This window comes from Elizabethkingia bruuniana (assembly GCF_002024805.1).
GTDB classification, from domain to species: Bacteria; Bacteroidota; Bacteroidia; order Flavobacteriales; family Weeksellaceae; genus Elizabethkingia; species Elizabethkingia bruuniana.
In genome coordinates this window covers 2,017,510-2,038,182 of sequence record NZ_CP014337.1, presented here as the reverse complement: position 1 = coordinate 2,038,182, position 20,673 = coordinate 2,017,510, and the positions used below count along the sequence as shown (strand labels likewise).

Genomic DNA, 20,673 nt, shown 5'->3' with positions numbered 1-20,673 from the left:
GGGTATATATTTACTATAGCCTTAATTCAGTTTTTGATTCATCTTTGTGACAAAATCCATCCATTGCTTGTCCAGATAGAGAATAGCCTCTTTCTTTTCTTTCTCGTTTAAGGAAGAATAATTAACCGAATTATAGACTAACTTTTTCAATGCCTTTACATCTAATTCCCAGTATACAAAAGCAACCCAGAAATCATAACTAAGTCCTTCGTAACCATATACTCCCGGATCATCACTATTAATAGAGCATTGTACTCCGTTGCTTAACAACACTCTTGCAGGGTGATTTCTCATATCGCTGACATATCCCAGAATCTGATTGCTGATCGGGCTTACCTCAACCAATTTGTTTTGTTTTTTAATCAGTTCCAGTGTTTTTGGAAAATAGATGAGATTAAGACCATGGCCTATTCTTTTGTTGTTGAGTAATGCAAGATCCAGAACATTTTTATTAAAAACAGAATTGCTTTCACCAGCATGAAGGAAAAGTGGCATGTCTACACCATATTTTTTTGAAAGGTCATTTAGTTTCATCCAGCTTTCACGGAAGTAATAAATGCTATTTCCGGCAGCTTCATCCGCAACAAGATCAAATCCAGTAATCATGTCCGGAAACTCTTTCTTAAGTTGGAAAGCTGCTTCCAGTTGTTTATCAACACCTTTAGGGTCCAAAAACTTAAAACTTGAATAAATCAGTTTCAATGTAAACTGTGGAGCTGTTTTATGTATTTCCTTAAGAATATCCTGCAGATCTGTAATGGATGTATTTAAAGAATATTTTTCATGTTCAAAATCATAAAGCTGATCAAAAATAAATCTGATTTCTACATGCTGCACATTATCCTTTATTAAATCCTGAAATCCTTTCAGATAATATGCTTTAAAGAAAGGACGATATGATAGTAATGAACCTGTGCGCTTAAAACGTTTTTCGAATTCTATCCAATAATCCGTGTAGTTGCAAAGCTGATCCCGCTTCAGCAATAAAAGTTCTTGTAGCTGCTTTTCAAAACCAGGATCGGAGCTTAATTTCTCATCAAGATTCACAAATCCCGCCGGAACATTGTCTTTTGCAAAAAACGCCATCTGTCCGAAAATATACTGGTCATTATCCTTCTGAACGTAAACGTAGCTTTCTTTATATTTTCTCACTGTTGCAATGATCCATTTTGCATCTGTAATACCGCCACTGTGTGTATGCAAAAGCCCGCCTTTAGGCATGGACTGGATAATATCAAATAATTTGCTGTTTTCAATCAAAGGTTTTATCTGGTTGAAAGAACTGCTGTACAATGGGATTTTTTGATTTTCGGTTTCAGTAAGGAACTCTTTGCGTAGTTGAAACAGCTTTCTATCTAAAGCATTTTCTGCGTCGGACAATTTTAGATCGGAATCAAAGTTTAATGCCTGATTCTCTTTGTCCAATAAACTTATTTTCTGCTGATATGAAAGTTCCTGAGCGGTAATATGCTGATTCCCCGTAAGAGGAAGCCCTAAAAGTAATATGTAAATAAGAGTTTTTTTCATCATAATATTGTGGACGCACAAGATTGTGCTTAAAATGATTTAATTATTATTTCCGAAATAAAAAATTGTGCAAATAACGGGATTTCATATTATTTATGAAAATCTGTTCTCTGAATGCAAAAAAAACGCCATGATTTCTGCTGAGATTATATTTTTGAGAGCAGTCAAAACAACATGAGGAATACCAGATCGATAATAGCATATAGTTACTTATGGGTAACTGCTTACCTTCAGGTAACAGGTATATATAAGCAACATTTTGTCATGTAACTTTGCAGGGTAATAATGAGAATTAAAAATTTTGGATATAGAATCTCATTATATAATCTAAGAAATAAAAATAATAGAATTATGTCATTACAAAAAACACTGAACTGGAGATCTGCTACCAAAACTTATAACGGAAAAACTATAGAGAAAGAAAAGCTGGAACAAGTTCTGGAAGCAATACGCCTGGCTCCGTCCAGCTCCGGTTTGCAACCCTTTAAAGTTTTAATTATTACAAATCAAGAGATAAGAGAGAAGCTTCAACCAATTTCCTGTGATCAGGATCAGATTATAAAAGCATCTCATATATTGGTTTTTGCCGCATGGGATGAATATACAGCAGAAAGGGTAGATTCATTTTTTGAATATAGTAATAAGGTACGGAATTTACCAGATACTGCTACAAACGAATACCGCCTGAATTTGTTGAACTTACTAAGCAAAAAAACAAAAGAAGAGCATTTTGAAAATGCTTCAAAGCAAGCCTATATAGCTTTAGGATTTGGCCTTCTTGCTGCAGCGGACCTCAGAATTGATGCTACTCCGATGGAAGGTTTTGATAATAAAGCTGTTGATGAGCTTTTGGATCTTCCAGCGAAAGGATTAAAAAGTACTGTAATGATGGCTTTAGGATACAAAGATGAAGATACTGACTGGTGGAATAAGCTGGAAAAGGTGAGAAGATCCAAAGAAGAATTATTTGTTGAATTTAGTTAAGGTAGAGCCTTTACAAATAAATAAAGAAAGAAGATTTATAGTCTTCTTTTTTTTATTCTTAAGTGAAATTAAATGCAAGGACATTAGTATTAACTATAGATTTAATGAGGGAAATTGCAAGGTTTCTATTTCTCTTTTACGTGATATATGCGTATATTTGCAAAAGCTTTATGAATGAAAAAAAATGACTTTATCGGGTGGTCTATAATAGTCCTGATAAACTATTCTTATACAAATGATATTCTGTGAATTTTTAAAGTTTTAAATAATACTATTTAATTCCGGAATCCTTTTTATAAACCCAATTTCTTCCTGATCAAAGCTATAATTTGTAAAATAAACAATTAAAATATATGGATATTAAGACTGAAGATCCTAAAGGATTCAGCCTCTCTTTTTTGAATTACAAAACTAGTTTTTGGTTACTATTACTCGGGTTTTTAATCATAAGTGCCTTACTTCTTATTCAGACCTATAACAGGGCATTAAGAATTCCTGATGGTAATGATTTTACACTTTATCTTAATGCTTCCCGAAACTTCTTTGAACTAAAAAACCCATATATTATTGAGAGTGAATTCGATTTTCTCTATCCTCAGACCCTTTGTATTCTACTTTATCCTTTAACCTTGATTAATTATAAAGTAGCCATTCTTATTTGGTATTTTTCCGGTCTTATTGCTTTATACATATCTTTTAATGAATGCTTTAAAATGGCAGACAGTAATGGGAAAATAAATAAATATTCACTTTTTTTCCTTTCTTTTATAATGTTATTTGCTATTGCTCAGGATAATTTTTTAAACGGGCAAGTCAATTTTATTGTACTGTGTTTCTGTGTGTTATTTTTTAAATACCTTAGAAAATCTCAGTACATTCTTTCTGCATTATTTTTAGCGCTGGCTATTTCAATAAAAGTAACACCCTTAATCTTTTTAGGATTTCTGTTTTTTTATAAAGAATTGAAGATTACTGTTTTAGCTGTAGTGTTTTCTGCTATTTTAATTATCGGAATTCCGGTACTTCTCACAAATTTAGATTTTGTATTTTCAAATTATAAGCATTATTTAGATATTTTCATTTTGCATAGAACAACCAATTTCTCTGAATCTAATCTCCATTCAGGCTACTCTTTAACAATGTTTTTGTCTAAATACTTCGGGAAATATGCTCTTATAGTATCCGCGGCGGTAAGTTTGGTATATCTGCTTATAAAACAGCTGAGAGAGAAAACCTTAAGTCCTTTAGTTTTTGCGGGATATCTTTTATGTATACTACTTATCTCTCCAATGAGCGAACAGCACCATCTGATATTTACATTTCCGTTGTTACTTCTGCTTTTAACAAGTAACGTCAACCGTATTATTAATCTCATTGTAGTTTTATTATTTATTACATTTTCTTCTCTAAAAATAGAAATCTTTATAAGCCTTCTTATATTATATGCAGCACTCGTGCTGCAGGGAAGTAAAGAAGGTTCTAATGCTTACAGCAAAATGAGGAATGCCCAAATTCCGGTATAATTTTCTGAGAGGATATTATTTTATCTGAAAAAGGTATATGGTTGCTAATTCTTTTTGTAGAAAATGACAGCTATACCTGACCTTTTATTTAAATTCTGATCATAAATTGTAATGTGATTTTATCAATGAATAAGTCTGAAAAATTAGAGAATTTATCATTAAATTGCTGTGTCATGTTAAAATATAAAAGTAAAGTTTAAAAAAATGAATTATCAGATTCTTAAAACTATTATTGATACAGAATTAAAACGATTCGAAACTATTTCTGAAGATGAATGGTCTTATAAAGCCTCTCCGGAGAAATGGTCCCGAAAAGAAATTATCGGACATCTTTGCGACAGTGCTTTTACAAACATTCGGAGATTTGTAGTTACCCAGTATAAAGAAAACGAGAATATTGTATATGACCAGGACCATTGGGTTAAAGCTCAGAACTACCAGAATATTCCTACAGCAGAAGTTATTAATCTTTGGAAATCTCTGAACTATCAGATTGTTCATATCGTAGAAAATATGCCTGATGAAGTACTACAAAGAACCAGTGATACCTCAAAAACAACGCCTGAGATTTTGACCCTGGAAGTTCTTATCAAAGGTTATATAGATCATCTGCATCATCATCTAAAAACAATCTAATTATAACTGAAAAATCATCACAGATAACTGTGGTGATTTTTATTGATTTTTAAATCTTCGGAATTAAGAAGAACCTTTTGTTTTTCTTAAATCTGATGGTCTTGATTGGGTGAATTCATGAAAAGTATCACTAAAGGTACTGATACTGCTATAGCCGACTTCATCAGCAATTTCATTAATAGACTTATGAGATTTAAGAATAAGCTCTATGGCTTTAACCATTCTCAGCGTTTTCAGATATTGTAAAAAAGAGATATCCAGAGTGGATCTGAATAATCTCGACATGGATCTTTCACTCATTCCAAAACGATCGCTGATACTAACCAAAGTATGCTTGTCACCAATGTTAAGATCCAGATACAGAAGAATTTTATTCATCTGATAATCATCTGTCATAGGCAGGACGATAGGTAAAGCATATTGGCTGACTTTGGGAAGTATATTCTTTAGAGAAATCAGGAACTCAAAATTGTGGTCTTTTGCTTTCACATGTTTTTCATCCCATACTTCGGTATACTTAATCATCTGAATGAGAAGTTCGGAAGCCGGGTAAATTCCTAATTTAGTATAAAATGGATCTGTATCATCATCATGCGCATAAAAATAAAGTGAACGAAGCACCGTGGCAGAGTGCCCTATGCGTAAAAGATGTTCCATGCCCTGAGGAATCCAGAAGAAATGCCGGGCCGGAACAACATAAGTTTTGTTATCCGTTGTAATATAGGCAATTCCGCCTTCTACATAACTCAGCTGTCCTTTTGTATGTCTGTGAAAAGGGATCAGCTTTTCAGACTTTTCATGCATTACAAAAACACTTCTGGAGTGCTTGTCAATATCTGGTAATGCTGCAATTAGCCCCATAATTTCACTTATAAGTTTAAGAATCCAAAGGTACAATTATATTGGCCGAAATCAGGTAAAAATTGACTATTTTGGATAAAAATAATATTCCGAGAGAAAATAGCTTTGCACTCTGATAATTCATAATTTCTCAATGAAAATTTTTTCTACCCTGGCCTTTATGCTGGGGACACTATTTCCGGCATTAGCCAAGACCCAGGTTCTTAAAAATGACACACTTTATCTCTCCCTAAAGCAAACATGGCAAAAGGCAGAAGAAAATAGCCGTCCTATTCAAATGAGTAATGTGGACGCAGATATTTCAGCTGCAAGAGTAAAAGATGCTAAATTGGAGCGTCTTCCTGAACTGCGTATAAAAGGTTCTGTAGAGAAGGCATCTAATATTCCTGTCTATGAAAATGGACTGTTTTCAAAACCAACACAGCATGAAGTCATCCATACACTTTACAGAGCCGGAGCCGACTTTTATTTTAATATTTATAATGGTAATAAGCTTAATCTTAAGGTAAAGCAGGAAGAAGTTCTGCAGAAGATCAAAGAGATCCAAAAAGACGAGAGTGTTTCCGATATTCATTACAAAGCAGCTTCACTGTATCTCGATCTTCAGAAAAGTTTGATGTTCCGGAAACTTATAAAAGAGGATATCGAGGATCAGAAGTTACAGCTGAAAGAAATACAATCTCTTTATAAAAATGGGGTGATTTTGAAAAGTGATGTTCTCCGGACAGAACTCGATTTATCTAAAAGGGAAATGACTTTAATAACTATTGAAAATGATATATTAATTGCTACACAGAAGCTTAATATTATCATGGGAGTTCCTGATGAAACGGTTGTAGTTCCTGAAGATATTGATATCAGAGGAGAAAAGAATATTACATATGATGAATATCTGGAGCAGGCATTCCGGTATTCGTTTGATTATCATATATCCGGACAGCAGACGGAACTTAGTAAACTTCGTTTGAAGGAAGTTAAAGCTAATGTTAGACCACAAGTCGGCTTATATGGAGAGTTTTATTTTGCAAATCCACAGATTTTCCTGTATCCCTATAATCCCAACTGGTATTCGTTGGGTATTATTGGTTTAAAGGCTTCATTTTCTATCTCTTCTCTTTATCACAATACGCAGAAAGCTCAGGCGGCAAAACTGGAATTAGAAAAGGAAGAAATTGCACATAAAAATACTGAAGACAAAATCCGGCAGGATGTAAAAGAAGCTTATTTACGATATACTGAGGCTCTGGAGCAGGTGAAACTGGCAGAAATTAATGTTTCTCAGGCAAAGGAAAATGCACGGATTATTAAAAACACATACTTCAGTCAGACATCTCTTATTACAGACCTTTTAGATGCAAACATTCAGCTTCTTCAAACCCGGTTTGAGCTTGAAAGTTCAAAAATTATAGCTCAAAACAAATATTACTTATTACAAAACGTTACAGGAACTTTATAATACGATGAAAAAGAAATACACTGCTACCGATAAGCTTATTACAAAAATCACTGGTTGGATTACCATACTTGTAGTCCTGATATTAGCCATCTGGGGAGGAATAAGCCTCTTTAGTTATTACAAATACGAGCAGACCAACGATGCGCAGGTTCAGGAATATGTAAATCCTGTAATTGCAAGAGCAGGAGGTTTTATTGTAGCTGTAAAATTTGAAGAAAATCAGAATGTAAAAAAAGGCGACACACTTTTAGTTATAGACAACAGGGAATATATTCTGCAACAGGAGCAGACCAGAGCTCAGCTTATTAAAGCACGTGCACAGTTAAAAGTTCTTGAAAGTACTGTCCATACGATGAGTAAAGAATCTTCGGCATCCAGAGAACAGATTATGGCAAACAGTGCCAAAGTAAAGAAACAGGAACTGGATTATAACCGGTATAAAAAGCTTTATGATGAGGAATCTGCCACAAGACAGAAGCTTGAAGATGTTGAAGCAACACTGGAAGTGAACAGAAGTGACTATAAGTCTTCACAGGATGCCTATGCTGCCTCTGTTTCGAAAATAGAAGATGTAAGAGCGGAAAGGGAAGTTGTAAAGGCTGAAATCGTAAGGCTGGAAGCATTGCTTGGAAGACATAAACTGGAAACCAGTTATACCGTTGTTACGGCTCCTTATAACGGAAGAATGGGCAAACGTAGTGTAGAGGTAGGGCAGATGATAGATGTGGGGGAGCCTCTGGCTTTTATTGTTAATGATCAGACTGATAAATGGGTGGTGGCGAACTACAAGGAAACTCAGATTAGCGGAATGCATATTGGTGATAAGGTGAGAATCATTGCAGATTCCTATCCGGATAAAGAATTTAAGGGTACAATTATATCACTTTCTCCGGCTACCGGTTCCAGCTTTTCTTTGTTACCGCCAGATAATTCTACGGGTAACTATGTAAAGATTGTTCAGCGTATCCCTGTAAGAATAAGAATCGATGGACAGAGATCCGAAACAGAGATTTTAAAAGTCGGAATGAATGTGAATGTTTATGCTCCCAAAAAACACAGTAATGGTTAGAAGGAAAATTCCTTTTTTTAAGAATTGGGCACCAGACTGGTTTGTGAAGTTCTTTCTATTTCTGATGACGCTTCCGGGGATTGCAATTTTCTTTCTGCCTCTAACCAATATTGAAGCAGCTCGTGGATATTATGGATGCGAGACAGGGGATATCCAGTTTTCCGTAATTTTGTTTTATGCAGGTTATGTGGGATTTTATAGTCTTGAAAGAAGGTTTTTTAGTTTTTTAGCGGCCAGAGAATACCTCTTACTGTTTGTATGTCTGCAAATATTCAATTCCCTTATTTGTTATCTTACCCATGATATTTATATCCTTTTTCCTGTCCGGTTTATTCAGGGGGTTCTGTTTGCCTGCAATGTAAATCTCTCCCTTACCTTATTCTTTTCAAGACTTGGCAGTGAGCGGGGAAGGGAAATAAGCTTCTCGATTTTTTTTGGACTTTTAATTTGTGCTGTACCGGTTAATAATCTTTTAACAGCAGGGATTATCGACGCTTATAACTTTAATATTATCTATAAAGGCGCTATATTCTCTTATATACCCTGTCTTATTTTTCTGGTATTTGCCATGAATCATTACCGTAGTGGTAAAAGATTTCCTCTTTATAAACTAGACATTCAGAGTTTTATGTTGCTCAGCGGATGTCTTGTACTTTTTGGCTATATTATGATTTTTGGGCAGGAGTACTACTGGCTGGAAGATCAGAGAATACTCCTGAGCGTTATAGGTATTTTTATACTTTCGGTATTAATGCTTATCCGCTTTAGGGCAATGAAGCGTCCCTATATTGATCTTAGAGTTTTCAGGTACAGAAACTTCATTATAGGTCTTGTATTTCTCTTTATTCTCTATATCTGCAGATTTGCTTCAGGAATTACCAATACTTATTTTACTTCGGCTTTGCATTTTGATCCTTTTTATCTGTCTTATATCAATATCTTTAACCTTTTGGGTATTATTATAGGTGTTATTTTGGCCTGCTGTATGGTTATAAGGAAGATCGGAATACGTTATATCTGGTTTTTAGGCTTTTCACTGCTCCTTGCTTTTCATGTAGTGATGTATTTTTCATTTGATATTGAGGCCAATCCTTTTAATTATTTTATTCCTTTAGCGCTTCAGGGGCTTGGAGTAGGAATACTAATGGTACCTACTATTATATATATAATCTCTGCTGTTCCCTTTTTTATAGGCCATTCAGCTGCTGCTACAGCGCTTACCATACGCTATCTGGGGTTTTGTGCCAGCATCGGGATTATTAATTTCTTTCAGCTTCTTGGGAAAAGCAGGCATTATAATGCTTTTCAGGACCATTTGACTATACTGAATCCTGCGGTAAAAAGTATTTTGAGTAAACAAGCTGGGAAGCTAAGTGCTAAAGGTGTGAGTAAAGATCAGATAATAAGAGCATCGGATAAATTATTGTTGAAGAAAGTAGAGGAACAGAGCCTTTTAAGGTTTAGTATGGATTATTATGAAATGATGAGCTGGCTCCTTTTTGCTACGCTCCTGTTAATCCTTCTTTTTCCCTATCTGAACAAAACGATATTACACCTTAAATCCAGAAGACTTTCTCCGGCCTAAGTTTTATGACTGGCCAGTACAAATATTTCTAAAGAGGTAACGAATATTGACAGAATCATTTCAAATATTAATTCCCATAGTTGTGAAAGAGAATAATTATCCAAATTTGAAATGTAAAAGAAATGTGAAATATATTCCTCATCTAGTTATATTCCTATTCACCAAATCCTTAATTTTAACTAGAAAAGTAAAGGGAGGCCTAATAGCCTCCCTTTCTTTTTTACATAAGAGCTATGAAAAAGAATATGTATATAAAATCACTTTTTCAGTATGATTAGTATTTAAATTATCATAAGACTTACTTATCTTGGTATAACCAAAATCAAAAAATGCCAAATTGCTTAAAACTCAGACTCCTATATATAATCTCCATTTTCTCTCTGTTATTGGCCACCAGTTGTAATAAAAAAGCTAAAGAACAAAATATTGCAGGTAAACAAAATACGGATAATGACTTTATCAGCTTTGCTATAAAGACAGATGCCATTTCTCGTCAAAAGAAAGAAAAATTATTTAGTAAGCTCGATAGTATAACTAATGGTTTTAATAACAAGGATAAAGCTTTATACTATAGCTTTATGAAATATATCCTTACAACAAGAGATAGCTCAATATATTATTTAAATAAGATTGATACGATTGGAAAATCACAGGACATAAGGGATTTAGTAGACCTGTATAATTTTAAAGAAGGCTTTAAATCGGATGCTATCGGACCCAAAATTACGGAGGCTGTCTTTAGAAAGATTAACAGTGAAGAGAAAAGGAAAAGCCCTCTTCTTTTTAAATATTATGATCTAATGGCTCAGGCATTTTATATCAATAAGAATATGGCTAAATCAACTGAGTATTTCAAACTCAGCTTCGAGAACAATCCGGAAAAAGATATGCCTTATGAGAAGCTAAAATACTACGAAGTTTTATTTTTATATGCCATGGAAAGTTCCAATATAAAAGAGATGGAGGTTAATCAGAAGAAAGCAGAGCGTATAGCCCGAAAGGAAAAAAATGAATATGAGCTTTCCAGAACCATGGATTATAAGGCAATTATTTATGGACTTAAAAAGATGCCAGACAGTGGAGTCTATTATTCTAAAAAATCCTTTCAATATCTTGAATCTACCAACAGACTAAATCCGGTAGCTTATATTAATCTTGTTATCAATTATCAGATGAATAAAGAATTTGATAATGCTATTAGATATGGAGAAGAAGGAATTAAATGGTCGGTAAAACAAGCAGATTCAAGCAGAATGGCGGAGCTCTATATTGCGCTATCCGATGCCTACAAAGGAAAAAATGATTATAAGAATGCCTTAAAAAATCTGGACATCTATTATAAGCTAAAGCTAAAGAACATCAATGATATACAAAAGGACAAAGTTTATGAAATCGAACAAAAATTTAAGTCTGAAAAAAAGGATTTAACAATTAGTAATTTAAAGACCAGAAACGAGCTCAATAACAGGATTATCCTGCAGCAAAAATGGATCATGTTTATTATTGCCGGAGCATTCTTACTGGGTGGTTTTTTCCTTTACAATTTCCTGAAAAGAAAAAATCTGCAATCCAAGGCGGAGAGGCTTCTGGTTGAGAATGATAAACTAAAACTAGAGCAGAAGACCTTCCAGCTAAAAATAAGTCCGCATTTTATATTCAATACTGTGAGTAATCTTCAGGGATTGATTAGTGAGAAAGAAACGACTAAGTCAATTAGCTATCTCACCAAATTTGCAAGACTTATGCGTAATATCCTGGAATATGAAAAAGAAGATTTTATTTCTATTGAAGACGAGATCAGACTTCTGGAAGATTATATGCAGCTACAGCAAATGAGGTTTAAAACCAGTTTTGAATACAATATAACAATAAATGATAATGTCCGCCCTTATTTCCAGTTAGTTCCACCAATGCTGCTACAGCCTTTTGTTGAGAATTCTATTATACATGGATTTGGTAATATAGATTATACCGGAAAAATTAATATTATATTTGAAAATAAGACGGACTTTATGGAAATTATTATTCAGGATAATGGCAGGGGAGCAGCAGCGCAACATACAGTTGTAAATAAGCAGTCTTTATCTACATCAATTACCAAACAAAGACTGAATGTTCTCTTCCCGGGAACCAATTCTTCTGTTAAGGCTGAAGCTTCGGATAATGGTTTTAGAGTAGAGATTAATATTCCAATTTTAACAGAAGACTAATGAGAGTATACGTTCTTGAAGATGAGGAGAATATTCGTAATTATATTTTAAGTATCCTTAAAGAGATTCCTGAAATTGTAGTTGTTGGATATGCAGATCAGGTTAAGACAGCATTGGAAGAAATTCCAAAGCTGGAGCCACATTTAATTTTGGCAGATATTCAGTTAAAAGATACCATAAGCTTCCGGCTATTCGATACACTTGATATCGAAAAATATAAAGTAATCTTTATCACTGCTTTTAGCCACTATTCAATTCAGGCACTTAATTTAGGTGCTATTGGTTATCTGTTGAAACCTATAGCAGATGATGAGCTAAAAGCTGCAATACAAAAAGTTATTGAAAAAAATGAAGCATATTTAATTCAACAGTCCCAGTTTCAGTTAGCTAACGGCTATATTGAAAAGCCAAAAGAAGTAAACAGAATTGTTTTAAAAAACCGCGATTATCTTCAGATTGTACTTTGTGATGATATTGTATACTGTGAAGGAGACAAGGGCTATACTACATTTTTTCTGAATAACGAACCGGGAGTTTTAGTTTCTAAAGTTCTTAAAGAGTATGAAGCTTTGCTTTCTACCGCTAATTTCATTAGATGCCACCAGTCTTATCTTGTTAATATGAATTACGTTACCCGCTACTTTAAAGAAGGCTATTTACAATTGAAAACAGGAGTTAAAATTCCCGTATCAACAAGAAAGAAAGATGATGTTCTCCGATACTTAGAACAGCTTTTATAAGTTTTATATATGACAAAAACTATCTATATAGATAGTTTTTATTTTTATAACATAATCTTATCGTGGCTGCTGCTGTGTAACACAATGTACCATACCACCGTTGGCAAACAGGTTCCGGCAGTCGATTCCGACAACTTTTTTGTCCGGATACAGCTGTTGAATGATGTTATTTGCAACTGCATCATTAGGGTCATTATAATTAGGAACCAATACCCGGTTGTTGGCAATATAGTAATTGATGTAGGATGCACGGCCAACTTTTTTTCCATAGGTAGTTGTTACTTCATTTTTAGTTAAAGGAACTTTTACAAACCGATAAGCAGTATCATTTTTTCCTGTGGCATTGTAAAGATTATTAATGTCATTATCAGGAACCTGCCAGTAAGCAAGATCGCTAGAATTCATTGTAATAATCGTAGATGAATTGGCAAATCTGGCAAATCCATCAATATGCATGTCGGTAATATCAAGACCAGCTTTTCCTTCCAGCCATATGAATTTTGTAACACCTAGATTTTTGGTAAATATATCTTCTGCCTGCTGTTGCGTCATTCCGGGATTTCTGTTGCCGTTAAGAATAGAACTTTTGCAAGCCATTAATACTCCGTTTCCGTCAATTTCAACACTTCCGCCCTCATTTACCATTACCGAGTTGAGGTCAATTTTCGGAACATTAGTGCTTGCAGCTATTTTAGAAGGAATAGCGTCACAATTGCTATACTGAGCTTTTTTACCCCAACCGTTAAATCCCCAGTCCTGAATAAATAGCTTGCCATTGTTATCTTTTACATAAATAGGTCCGTTATCTCTCACCCAGAAATCATCTGTTTGATAAATTTTAAAATCGATATTGCTTAATGATACTCCGGCATCATTTAATAGTGTTGTTATACGATCTTTTTCCCTATTGTCATAAGCGACAATGTGCACTTTTTCACTCTGCACCAGCTCTCTAGTCATGGCTACCCAGGTTGGATCCAGACGATCACGATAAGTAGTCCCATATTGATATTCGTGAGGCCATTGGAGCCAGGTTCCTTCATGCGGAGTGGACTCTTCAGGCATTTTATAAAGAACAGCGGACGGATCGGTAGTCCCTGATGGTTTATCGGCTTTCTCATCCCGGCTGCATGATAACAGAATAAAGGGTAGTAATAACAGTACTAATTTTCTTCTTTGCATAATTGATCTTTTTTTGACAGGGCAAAATTAGATCGGGAAATATTTTCAGACTTGTCCAAAACGGACAACTTTTCTGTACAGTTTAAATTTCCGGAGACTTTATTCCAGATATGTATTTTAAATCATAATCTATTGATTTAAAGTTTTATAATTGAATTTTGAATTCAGAATCTGCATTGAATTATTTGGTAACTTTGAATAGACAACCATCAAAAATATTAAAAATGAAAAGCGATCTTTTTTTTGATTTTTCTATAAACAAGGAAAACAATACTATTGTTATCAAACGGGAATTTAATGCAAATTCTGAGCAGGTGTGGCAAGCCTGGACAAAAGCGGAATTTCTTGACAGATGGTGGGCTCCGAAACCTTACAGGGCCGAGACAAAGACTTTAAATTTTACTGAAGGCGGAATGTGGCTATATGCTATGGTAAGTCCCGAAAATGAAAAACTCTGGTGTAAGGCCAACTATCAGAAGATTGAATTCAAAAAACTTATTGTATGGTTTGACGCTTTTTGTGACGAAAGCGGAAATGAAAATACTGAAAAACCACATTCTAACTGGAGTATTAATTTTTCTACAGACGATCATCTTACAACTGTGCATATAATTCTTAAGCATGATAGTTATAAAGATATAGAGACCATATTGGAGATGGGCTTTAAAGAAGGTTTCACAATGTGTATGGAAAACCTTGATGAATTACTACTGGAAGTGAATAAGTAAATATTTTATTATAAAGCTAAAAAAAGCTCCTCATAACAGAGGAGCTTAAATTTTTATGCTTGGTTAATCAACGGAATTACCTTTTTACCAATCAGTTCTATTGATTTATAAACCTGCTCTTGTGTAAGCCCCGGATTATCCATCTGGAAGGTAAATCTTGAAATACCTCCCAATGCTTTACTGTGGCGAAGTATTTTTGCAGCTACTTCCTCAGGGCTTCCTACAACATAGGCTCCGGTTAATCCGGCCTGTGCCTCGAACTGGGATCGGGTAGGTATAGGCCATCCTCGTTCCTTACCTATTTTGCCCATCATTTCCTGATATCCTGGAAAATATTCATCTTTTGCCTGAGCTGTATCTTCAGCGACATAACCCAGAGAGTGTAATCCTACTTTTAATTTTTCCCTTGGGTGACCTGCTTTTTCTCCTGCTTCGTAATATAGATCAATCAAAGGTCTGAAATTATGAGTTTCGCCCCCGATAACAGCGACTATTAAAGGAAGTCCAAGTTTTCCCGCCCGTATAAAAGATTCTGGCGTTCCGCCAACACCAATCCATACAGGAAGAGATTCCTGATATGGACGCGGATATATAGACTGTTCGTGTAAAGGCGCGCGAAACTTGCCTTTCCATGATACTGTTTCCTTGTCACGAATAGCGAGTAGTAATTCTATTTTTTCTTCAAAAAGCTGATCGTAATCCTGCAAATTGAGTCCGAATAGAGGATAAGCATCAATAAAAGAGCCTCTTCCGGCAACAATCTCTGCCCGGCCTTTTGATATAAGATCTAGGGTAGCATATTCCTGAAATACTCTTACAGGATCTGCTGCACTCAATACTGTTACTGCACTGGTAAGCTTAATGTTTTTAGTACGAGCAGCGGCAGCTGCAAGAATAACAGCCGGAGCTTCATCTAAAAATTCTTTTCGGTGATGCTCCCCAAGCCCAAAGATATGAAGTCCCATTTTATCAGCGTGTTCGATTTTACTAAGTAAAGCTTCTATGGCTTCTATATTTTGCTGAGGATTTAAAACTCCTTCATAAGCACCGGTTGCAATAAAGCTGTCTATTCCTATTTCCATAATGTGTATTGTTTTTGGGAATTTCTTATACAAATATCGCATGTTTACATCTGGTTTACCTTGATATAGGATAAGAAATCTAATGGCAAACAACCAGAAATAAAAGACTTAAAAATGGCTAAGCTGAAATCTGAGATTTAAAACTTTTGATTTTATTATTTAATTCTTCTAACATTTCAGTATTAATCACTCCATTTTCCAAATCAAAATTTTCATAGAATTTTGGAAGGGAGAAATTTTCCATAACAAGAGCACCAAACTGTGGAAAGAAGGTCTTTGCAGTATTCATCACATTTCCTCCGCCATAGCCTCCTGGAGAAGTACTCATTAGTAACATGGGTTTGTTTTGAAAAACCTTCACGTTTATTCTTGATGACCAGTCGAATACATTTTTAAAAGCAGCACTATAAGATCTGTTGTGTTCAGCAAGAGAACAAATAATTACATCGCATTCTTCAATTTGTTTTAGAAAACCATGTGCCTGATCTGGAAAGCCTTTTTTCTCAAGATCCACAGAAAATACCGGCATAGAATAATCATTAAGATCGATCAGGTTAATTTCGTGACTTTGAAAGTCTTTTAAAACAAATTTCACAAGCTCCCGGTTGATAGAAGTGGAAGAGGTACTTCCTGCAAATGCTAATATTTTCATATTGACTGTTTTATTTTCTGTTTATAATATAAAGTGCGGTATAACGCCTTTTATAAAGGTAATTGGCGTTGTTTTCTTTTTTAGAGATATCACCTAAAATTAGCGAATTTTCCTGAAAGTTTCTTCGATATTTTATAAGTTGAATAGTTCTTGTAGAATATAAGAAATTAGAGTGCATATCCCGATAAAGAATTCAGCTTTTCCGTGTAAAAATAATCTAAATTTTAAGTTAATAAAATCATAAAACCATTGCTTTTATTGAAGAAATAGTAATAAAGTGGGATGTGTGGCATCGTATTTGTAATTTCAAGTGTGCTAAACACAATTTTAATTAACATTTAAAAATACAAGTTATGGGTATATTAACGTGGATTATATTCGGACTAATTGCAGGAGCAATTGCAAAAGCTATTCATCCAGGATCTGACCCCGGAGGTTGGATTGCAACAATTATCATTGGGATTATAGGTTCAGTTGTAGGAGGCTGGCTGGGATCAATGATTTTTGGTGTAGATGTTACAGGCTTTAATATTTCAAGCTTTTTAGTAGCAATCGGAGGAGCAGTTTTATGCTTGGCTGTCTACAGATTAATAGCAAAGTAGATTATTTTAACTTAATCAGAACTCATTCTGATAATATGCAAAGCCTTAGAATTCTAAGGCTTTGTTTTTTGTTGTGAATTTAAGTGCTTCATACTATCTTTCTTAATAAGGACTTCTTTAAATTATTATCCATAGTATATACATTGTAATTTCTACTATCCATTTTGGTGGTAATTTATAAATCAGTAATTTTAAAATACAAAAACACAATTATGGGACATCACGGCGGTTCTAATAAACACGATAGTTTTAATACTTCATCACAACATCATGCTAATAATACCCAAGGGCATAGAAAAGGGTGCACAAGGTTTTTTCTTATTTCCTTTATAGCAGGGGTAGGAGGATTATTATTGTATTTATTAAAATAATAAGTAAAATTATAAAATGAAAATATCTTCTTTTTTCAAAAAAGAAGATATTTTGTTGCTGCCATATCTAATCTTTGTAAGTTATTTTTTAAGTATCTGATAAGAGACCTTAAAGGAGTGTTACCTTTTTTTAAGTAAATTTTAAAATAGGCATTTCATTATGAATAAGAGTTTACATCTTTTCAAGAGCCAGAATTGAATAATGATTTAATAATAGAGGCACTGGATTTAGATTTTAAGTGTTTTTAGAAATTTTTTAGAAAGAGGGAAATGTTAAAATTTTCATAATGTTTTATTCACCCGTTCTTAACGTTTAGCTCTGGCTCTTACTTCTACATTTGCTTAAAAACTAATGGAAAAAAGATTACGAGATGCCTTTTGTGTTTTGGGACTTTTATGTCTGGCGGGTCAAGCAAAATCACAAAAGAAAGATTCTACATCGGTTAAAGGACTGGATATTCAGGAAGTGGTCATTACAGCGATGGGGGTTAAAAAAGAAGTAAAGAAACTTGGATACGATGTTACTGAAGTAAAAGGAGATGTGGTAAACAAGGTGCGTGCTGCTAACCCTTTAAATGCACTTGCCGGTAAGGTTGCTGGTCTTAATATAGGAGCCAATACTGAAATGTTGGGACGCCCTGAAATTGTACTAAGGGGAAGTAAAGACCTGTTATTTGTTGTGGATGGGGTTCCTATTAATTCTGATACCTGGAATCTTAGTCCGGATGATGTTGAGAGTTATTCTATCTTAAAGGGACCTAATGCTGCGGCATTGTATGGTTTTCGTGGGATAAATGGCGCTATTATCATTACTACAAAAAAGGGAACTAAAAACAAAAAAGGCTGGAGCGTAGATTTCAACAGTACGACGATGTTTGATACTGGTTTTATTGCCTTACCTGAAAGCCAGTATGAATATGGCAGGGGTACAGGTTTTAAATATACCTATGGAAATGTACTTTATGATAACGGACAAAGGCTTCCTGAGTGGGGACCCCGTTTTGAAGGTCAGCCTATTCAGCAGTATGACAGCCCGTGGGATCCGGTAACCCAAACCAGAGGAAGAACACCTTGGCTGGCAAGAGGGGTGAAGAACTTTGAAAATTTTGTACAAGGAGGAATAACCAGTACAAATAATATTTCACTATCCTCTTCCGGAGAAAACTATGATGCAAGATTATCATACAGCCACCTATACCAACAGGGTATGTTTCCCAATACCAAGTTAAATGCTGATAATTTTAATATTAATCTGGGATACAAAATCAATGATAAGCTGAGATTTGATGGAAACCTTAACTTAAGTCTTCAGTATACGCCGAATATTCCGGATGTGAACTACGGGCCGAACAGTTATATCTATATGTTCAAGGTATATGGCTCTTCGGATTATGATATCAATGATTTAAGAGATATCTACAAAGGCCCTCAGGGAGTACAGGATCTTATGCAGTATTCTTCGGAATATGGACGTTTGAACAGTGCCTGGTTTATGGCGAACGAATGGTTGAGGTCGCACCGTAAAACAGATGTCTACGGATATTTAAAAGCCACTTACAGTGTCAATAAAGATTTAGATATTAGTCTTCGCTCGCAGATTACGACATGGAACCAAACACGTACGGAAAAAGTTCCGCCTTCTACCAACCTGAATGACTATGTTCCATGGTATAGCTTCGGATGGTATGGTGATTACAGGGTAGACAAGCGTAACCTTCTGGAAAATAACACTGACCTAATGGTTAATTTCAATAAAAAACTAGGCAATTGGAATGTTTCCGCATTAGGAGGAGCTAGTATGAGACTCTTCCAATATGAATCAGACTGGGCGACAACCAAAGGTCTGGCTATTCCTAAACTTTATTCTCTTTCTAATACCAAAGCTCCGGGACTTGCTTATTCATGGGAATCACAGATGCAGGTATACAGTGCCTATTACTCCGTGGATTTTGGTTATAAAAACTACTTTAACATCAATACAACAGGTAGATTAGACAACCTGTCTACTTTAAGAAAAGGTTATAACACCTTCTTCTATCCTTCAGCATCTATCAGTTCAGTACTTTCCGATTACCTGAACTTTGGAAATACATTGTCGTACCTTAAAATAAGAGGTTCGTTTGCGGATGTAAAAGGAGCGCTTACGTCTTCCACTATTGGCTCTGCTTATATGGCATTACGGGTAATACTCTAAATTCAGGGCTTCTTCATTATGGATCAGAACTTTATACTTCTTACGACGGACCTACCTATTCCAATCAGAATGGTTACTCGAATAACAGCTATTATAACGGTACGGCTTCTGTGGACTACTCGGCAGTTATTGCCAATCAGAATCTTAATCCTTACCGAAGAGTTTCCTATGAAACGGGTATTGATATGAAGTTCTTTAAAAACAGAGTGGGACTTGACGCAACGTACTTCAGAACTATCAATGGGCCGCAGATCTATGCACTTGGGAATGCTCCTTCCGTGGGACAGAATTTTCACAATATTAATGGTATTACAACGCTTAACCAAGGATTTGAGGTGAGCCTGAACGCTGCAATCTTTAAAAGACGTGAGGGCTTTAACTGGAACCTGAGTGCCAATTGGAGTACCTACCGTGAAACCTTAAAAGAAATTGCAGATGGTTATAATGAGTTATGGCTAAACGGGCACAATTATAAAGTGGGGGATCGTATGGATGCTTATTATGGAAGAGCCTTTGTAAGAGACAATCAGGGAAATATTGTCCATACATCAGCAGGGCTTATCTACCAGCCACCAAGTGGGGATAGCCAAAATGCATTCCTTGGCAACTTAAATCCTGATTTCTCGATAAGTGTTACCAATAATTTGTCGTATAAAAACTGGTCTTTAAGCTTCCAGTGGGATGCTAGAGTGGGTGGAAAGATATATGACTTTATGTATGCCCAGGCTATGAATGGAGGTACAGCTTATGAAAGTGCTGCCGGTGATTTTGGTGCTGCCAGATATAAAGAATGGGTTTCCTTAAGGGATAATGGTACAATTAATCCTTCTTATCTAGGTCAGGGAGTGGTAATTACTTCAGGAACACCCAAATTTGTCAATGGGCAGATTTCTAATATGAGTGAACTTACGTTTGCCCGTAATTCAACTCCGGTTACTGTGCAGAGTTATATTACCAATTTATACAACAATACCGAATACTTTATGGTTGACAGAAGTTTTGTGAAATTAAGGGAAGCGAGCCTTAGCTATTCTTTCCCTAAGGAATTCCTTGAAAGAACCTTCTTAAGATCTCTTAGCCTTTCTATTGTAGGAAGAAATCTATTGTATTTCGCAAAGAGAAAAGACATGGATATGGATTCTTTTGCTGCCGGATTCAATTCATCGGATAGATCAGCAGGTGGGGCAAAAGGAAATGTAGGTTTACAGAGTACTTCTACCAGAACGATAGGTTTCAATGTAAGTATCGGCTTTTAATCAATTCTCAATTTA

17 protein-coding genes are annotated in these 20,673 nt (G+C 35.1%); 12 read left to right on the top strand and 5 right to left on the bottom strand.

Annotated features, from left to right (window positions below; all coding sequences use genetic code 11):
* Nucleotides 1–21: 21 nt before the first annotated feature.
* Nucleotides 22–1,530, bottom strand: coding sequence for an amidohydrolase family protein (locus AYC65_RS09490; RefSeq protein ID WP_034870493.1), 1,509 nt, complete (start codon nt 1,528–1,530; stop codon nt 22–24).
* 348 nt (nt 1,531–1,878) lie between these two features.
* Between AYC65_RS09490 and AYC65_RS09485 the strand changes: the two genes are divergently transcribed.
* The 3 genes from AYC65_RS09485 (at nt 1,879) to AYC65_RS09475 (ending at nt 4,670) form a co-directional block, all read left to right on the top strand.
* Nucleotides 1,879–2,511: an NAD(P)H-dependent oxidoreductase gene (locus tag AYC65_RS09485; RefSeq protein WP_034870573.1), complete on the top strand. Its 633-nt coding sequence runs from the start codon at nt 1,879–1,881 to the stop codon at nt 2,509–2,511.
* 353 nt (nt 2,512–2,864) lie between these two features.
* Complete coding sequence (locus tag AYC65_RS09480; protein ID WP_059333751.1) at nt 2,865–4,034, top strand: glycosyltransferase family 87 protein; 1,170 nt, start codon at nt 2,865–2,867, stop codon at nt 4,032–4,034.
* A 204-nt stretch (nt 4,035–4,238) separates the two neighbouring features.
* Nucleotides 4,239–4,670, top strand: a complete 432-nt coding sequence (locus AYC65_RS09475) for a DinB family protein (RefSeq protein ID WP_034870490.1) — start codon at nt 4,239–4,241, stop codon at nt 4,668–4,670.
* Nucleotides 4,671–4,733: 63 nt separating this feature from the next.
* Here AYC65_RS09475 and AYC65_RS09470 read toward each other — a convergent pair whose 3' ends face one another.
* Nucleotides 4,734–5,531 carry an AraC family transcriptional regulator gene (locus AYC65_RS09470; protein WP_034870489.1) on the bottom strand — a complete coding sequence of 266 codons (798 nt, stop codon included), beginning with the start codon at nt 5,529–5,531 and terminating at the stop codon, nt 4,734–4,736.
* 133 nt (nt 5,532–5,664) lie between these two features.
* Between AYC65_RS09470 and AYC65_RS09465 the strand changes: the two genes are divergently transcribed.
* The 5 genes from AYC65_RS09465 to AYC65_RS09445 all read left to right on the top strand — a co-directional run bounded on the left by AYC65_RS09465 (nt 5,665) and on the right by AYC65_RS09445 (nt 12,591).
* Nucleotides 5,665–6,987 carry a TolC family protein gene (locus AYC65_RS09465; protein ID WP_034870488.1) on the top strand — a complete coding sequence of 441 codons (1,323 nt, stop codon included), beginning with the start codon at nt 5,665–5,667 and terminating at the stop codon, nt 6,985–6,987.
* Nucleotides 6,988–6,991: 4 nt separating this feature from the next.
* Nucleotides 6,992–8,056: an HlyD family secretion protein gene (locus AYC65_RS09460; protein WP_034870487.1), complete on the top strand. Its 1,065-nt coding sequence runs from the start codon at nt 6,992–6,994 to the stop codon at nt 8,054–8,056.
* Nucleotides 8,049–9,641 (top strand): efflux MFS transporter permease, encoded by a 1,593-nt coding sequence (locus tag AYC65_RS09455; RefSeq protein WP_034870572.1) that lies wholly within the window; start codon nt 8,049–8,051, stop codon nt 9,639–9,641. The genes AYC65_RS09460 and AYC65_RS09455 overlap by 8 nt, the downstream gene beginning before the upstream one ends.
* Nucleotides 9,642–9,970: 329 nt before the next feature.
* On the top strand, nt 9,971–11,851 hold the full coding sequence (locus AYC65_RS09450) for a tetratricopeptide repeat-containing sensor histidine kinase (RefSeq protein WP_034870486.1): 1,881 nt from the start codon (nt 9,971–9,973) through the stop codon (nt 11,849–11,851).
* On the top strand, nt 11,851–12,591 hold the full coding sequence (locus AYC65_RS09445; protein WP_034870485.1) for a LytR/AlgR family response regulator transcription factor: 741 nt from the start codon (nt 11,851–11,853) through the stop codon (nt 12,589–12,591). Before AYC65_RS09450 ends, AYC65_RS09445 begins: the two co-directional genes overlap by 1 nt.
* A gap of 57 nt (nt 12,592–12,648) precedes the next feature.
* Here AYC65_RS09445 and AYC65_RS09440 read toward each other — a convergent pair whose 3' ends face one another.
* Nucleotides 12,649–13,773 carry an agmatine deiminase family protein gene (locus AYC65_RS09440; RefSeq protein ID WP_034870484.1) on the bottom strand — a complete coding sequence of 375 codons (1,125 nt, stop codon included), beginning with the start codon at nt 13,771–13,773 and terminating at the stop codon, nt 12,649–12,651.
* A gap of 224 nt (nt 13,774–13,997) precedes the next feature.
* On the opposite strand from AYC65_RS09440, the gene AYC65_RS09435 reads away from it, so the two are divergent.
* Nucleotides 13,998–14,501: an SRPBCC family protein gene (locus AYC65_RS09435; RefSeq protein ID WP_034870483.1), complete on the top strand. Its 504-nt coding sequence runs from the start codon at nt 13,998–14,000 to the stop codon at nt 14,499–14,501.
* Between the two features lie 53 nt (nt 14,502–14,554).
* Here the strand turns inward: AYC65_RS09435 and AYC65_RS09430 are convergent, their stop codons facing one another.
* Both AYC65_RS09430 and AYC65_RS09425 read right to left on the bottom strand, forming a co-directional pair.
* Nucleotides 14,555–15,583, bottom strand: coding sequence for an Atu2307/SP_0267 family LLM class monooxygenase (locus AYC65_RS09430; RefSeq protein ID WP_034870482.1), 1,029 nt, complete (start codon nt 15,581–15,583; stop codon nt 14,555–14,557).
* A 118-nt stretch (nt 15,584–15,701) separates the two neighbouring features.
* Nucleotides 15,702–16,235 (bottom strand): NADPH-dependent FMN reductase, encoded by a 534-nt coding sequence (locus AYC65_RS09425; protein WP_034870481.1) that lies wholly within the window; start codon nt 16,233–16,235, stop codon nt 15,702–15,704.
* Between the two features lie 353 nt (nt 16,236–16,588).
* Between AYC65_RS09425 and AYC65_RS09420 the strand changes: the two genes are divergently transcribed.
* The 3 genes from AYC65_RS09420 to AYC65_RS09410 all read left to right on the top strand — a co-directional run bounded on the left by AYC65_RS09420 (nt 16,589) and on the right by AYC65_RS09410 (nt 20,658).
* Nucleotides 16,589–16,837: a GlsB/YeaQ/YmgE family stress response membrane protein gene (locus tag AYC65_RS09420; RefSeq protein ID WP_034870480.1), complete on the top strand. Its 249-nt coding sequence runs from the start codon at nt 16,589–16,591 to the stop codon at nt 16,835–16,837.
* A gap of 723 nt (nt 16,838–17,560) precedes the next feature.
* Nucleotides 17,561–19,402 (top strand): TonB-dependent receptor plug domain-containing protein, encoded by a 1,842-nt coding sequence (locus tag AYC65_RS09415; protein ID WP_052114739.1) that lies wholly within the window; start codon nt 17,561–17,563, stop codon nt 19,400–19,402.
* A gap of 110 nt (nt 19,403–19,512) precedes the next feature.
* Nucleotides 19,513–20,658, top strand: a complete 1,146-nt coding sequence (locus tag AYC65_RS09410) for a SusC/RagA family TonB-linked outer membrane protein (protein WP_052114738.1) — start codon at nt 19,513–19,515, stop codon at nt 20,656–20,658.
* The last annotated feature ends 15 nt before the right edge of the window (nt 20,659–20,673 follow it).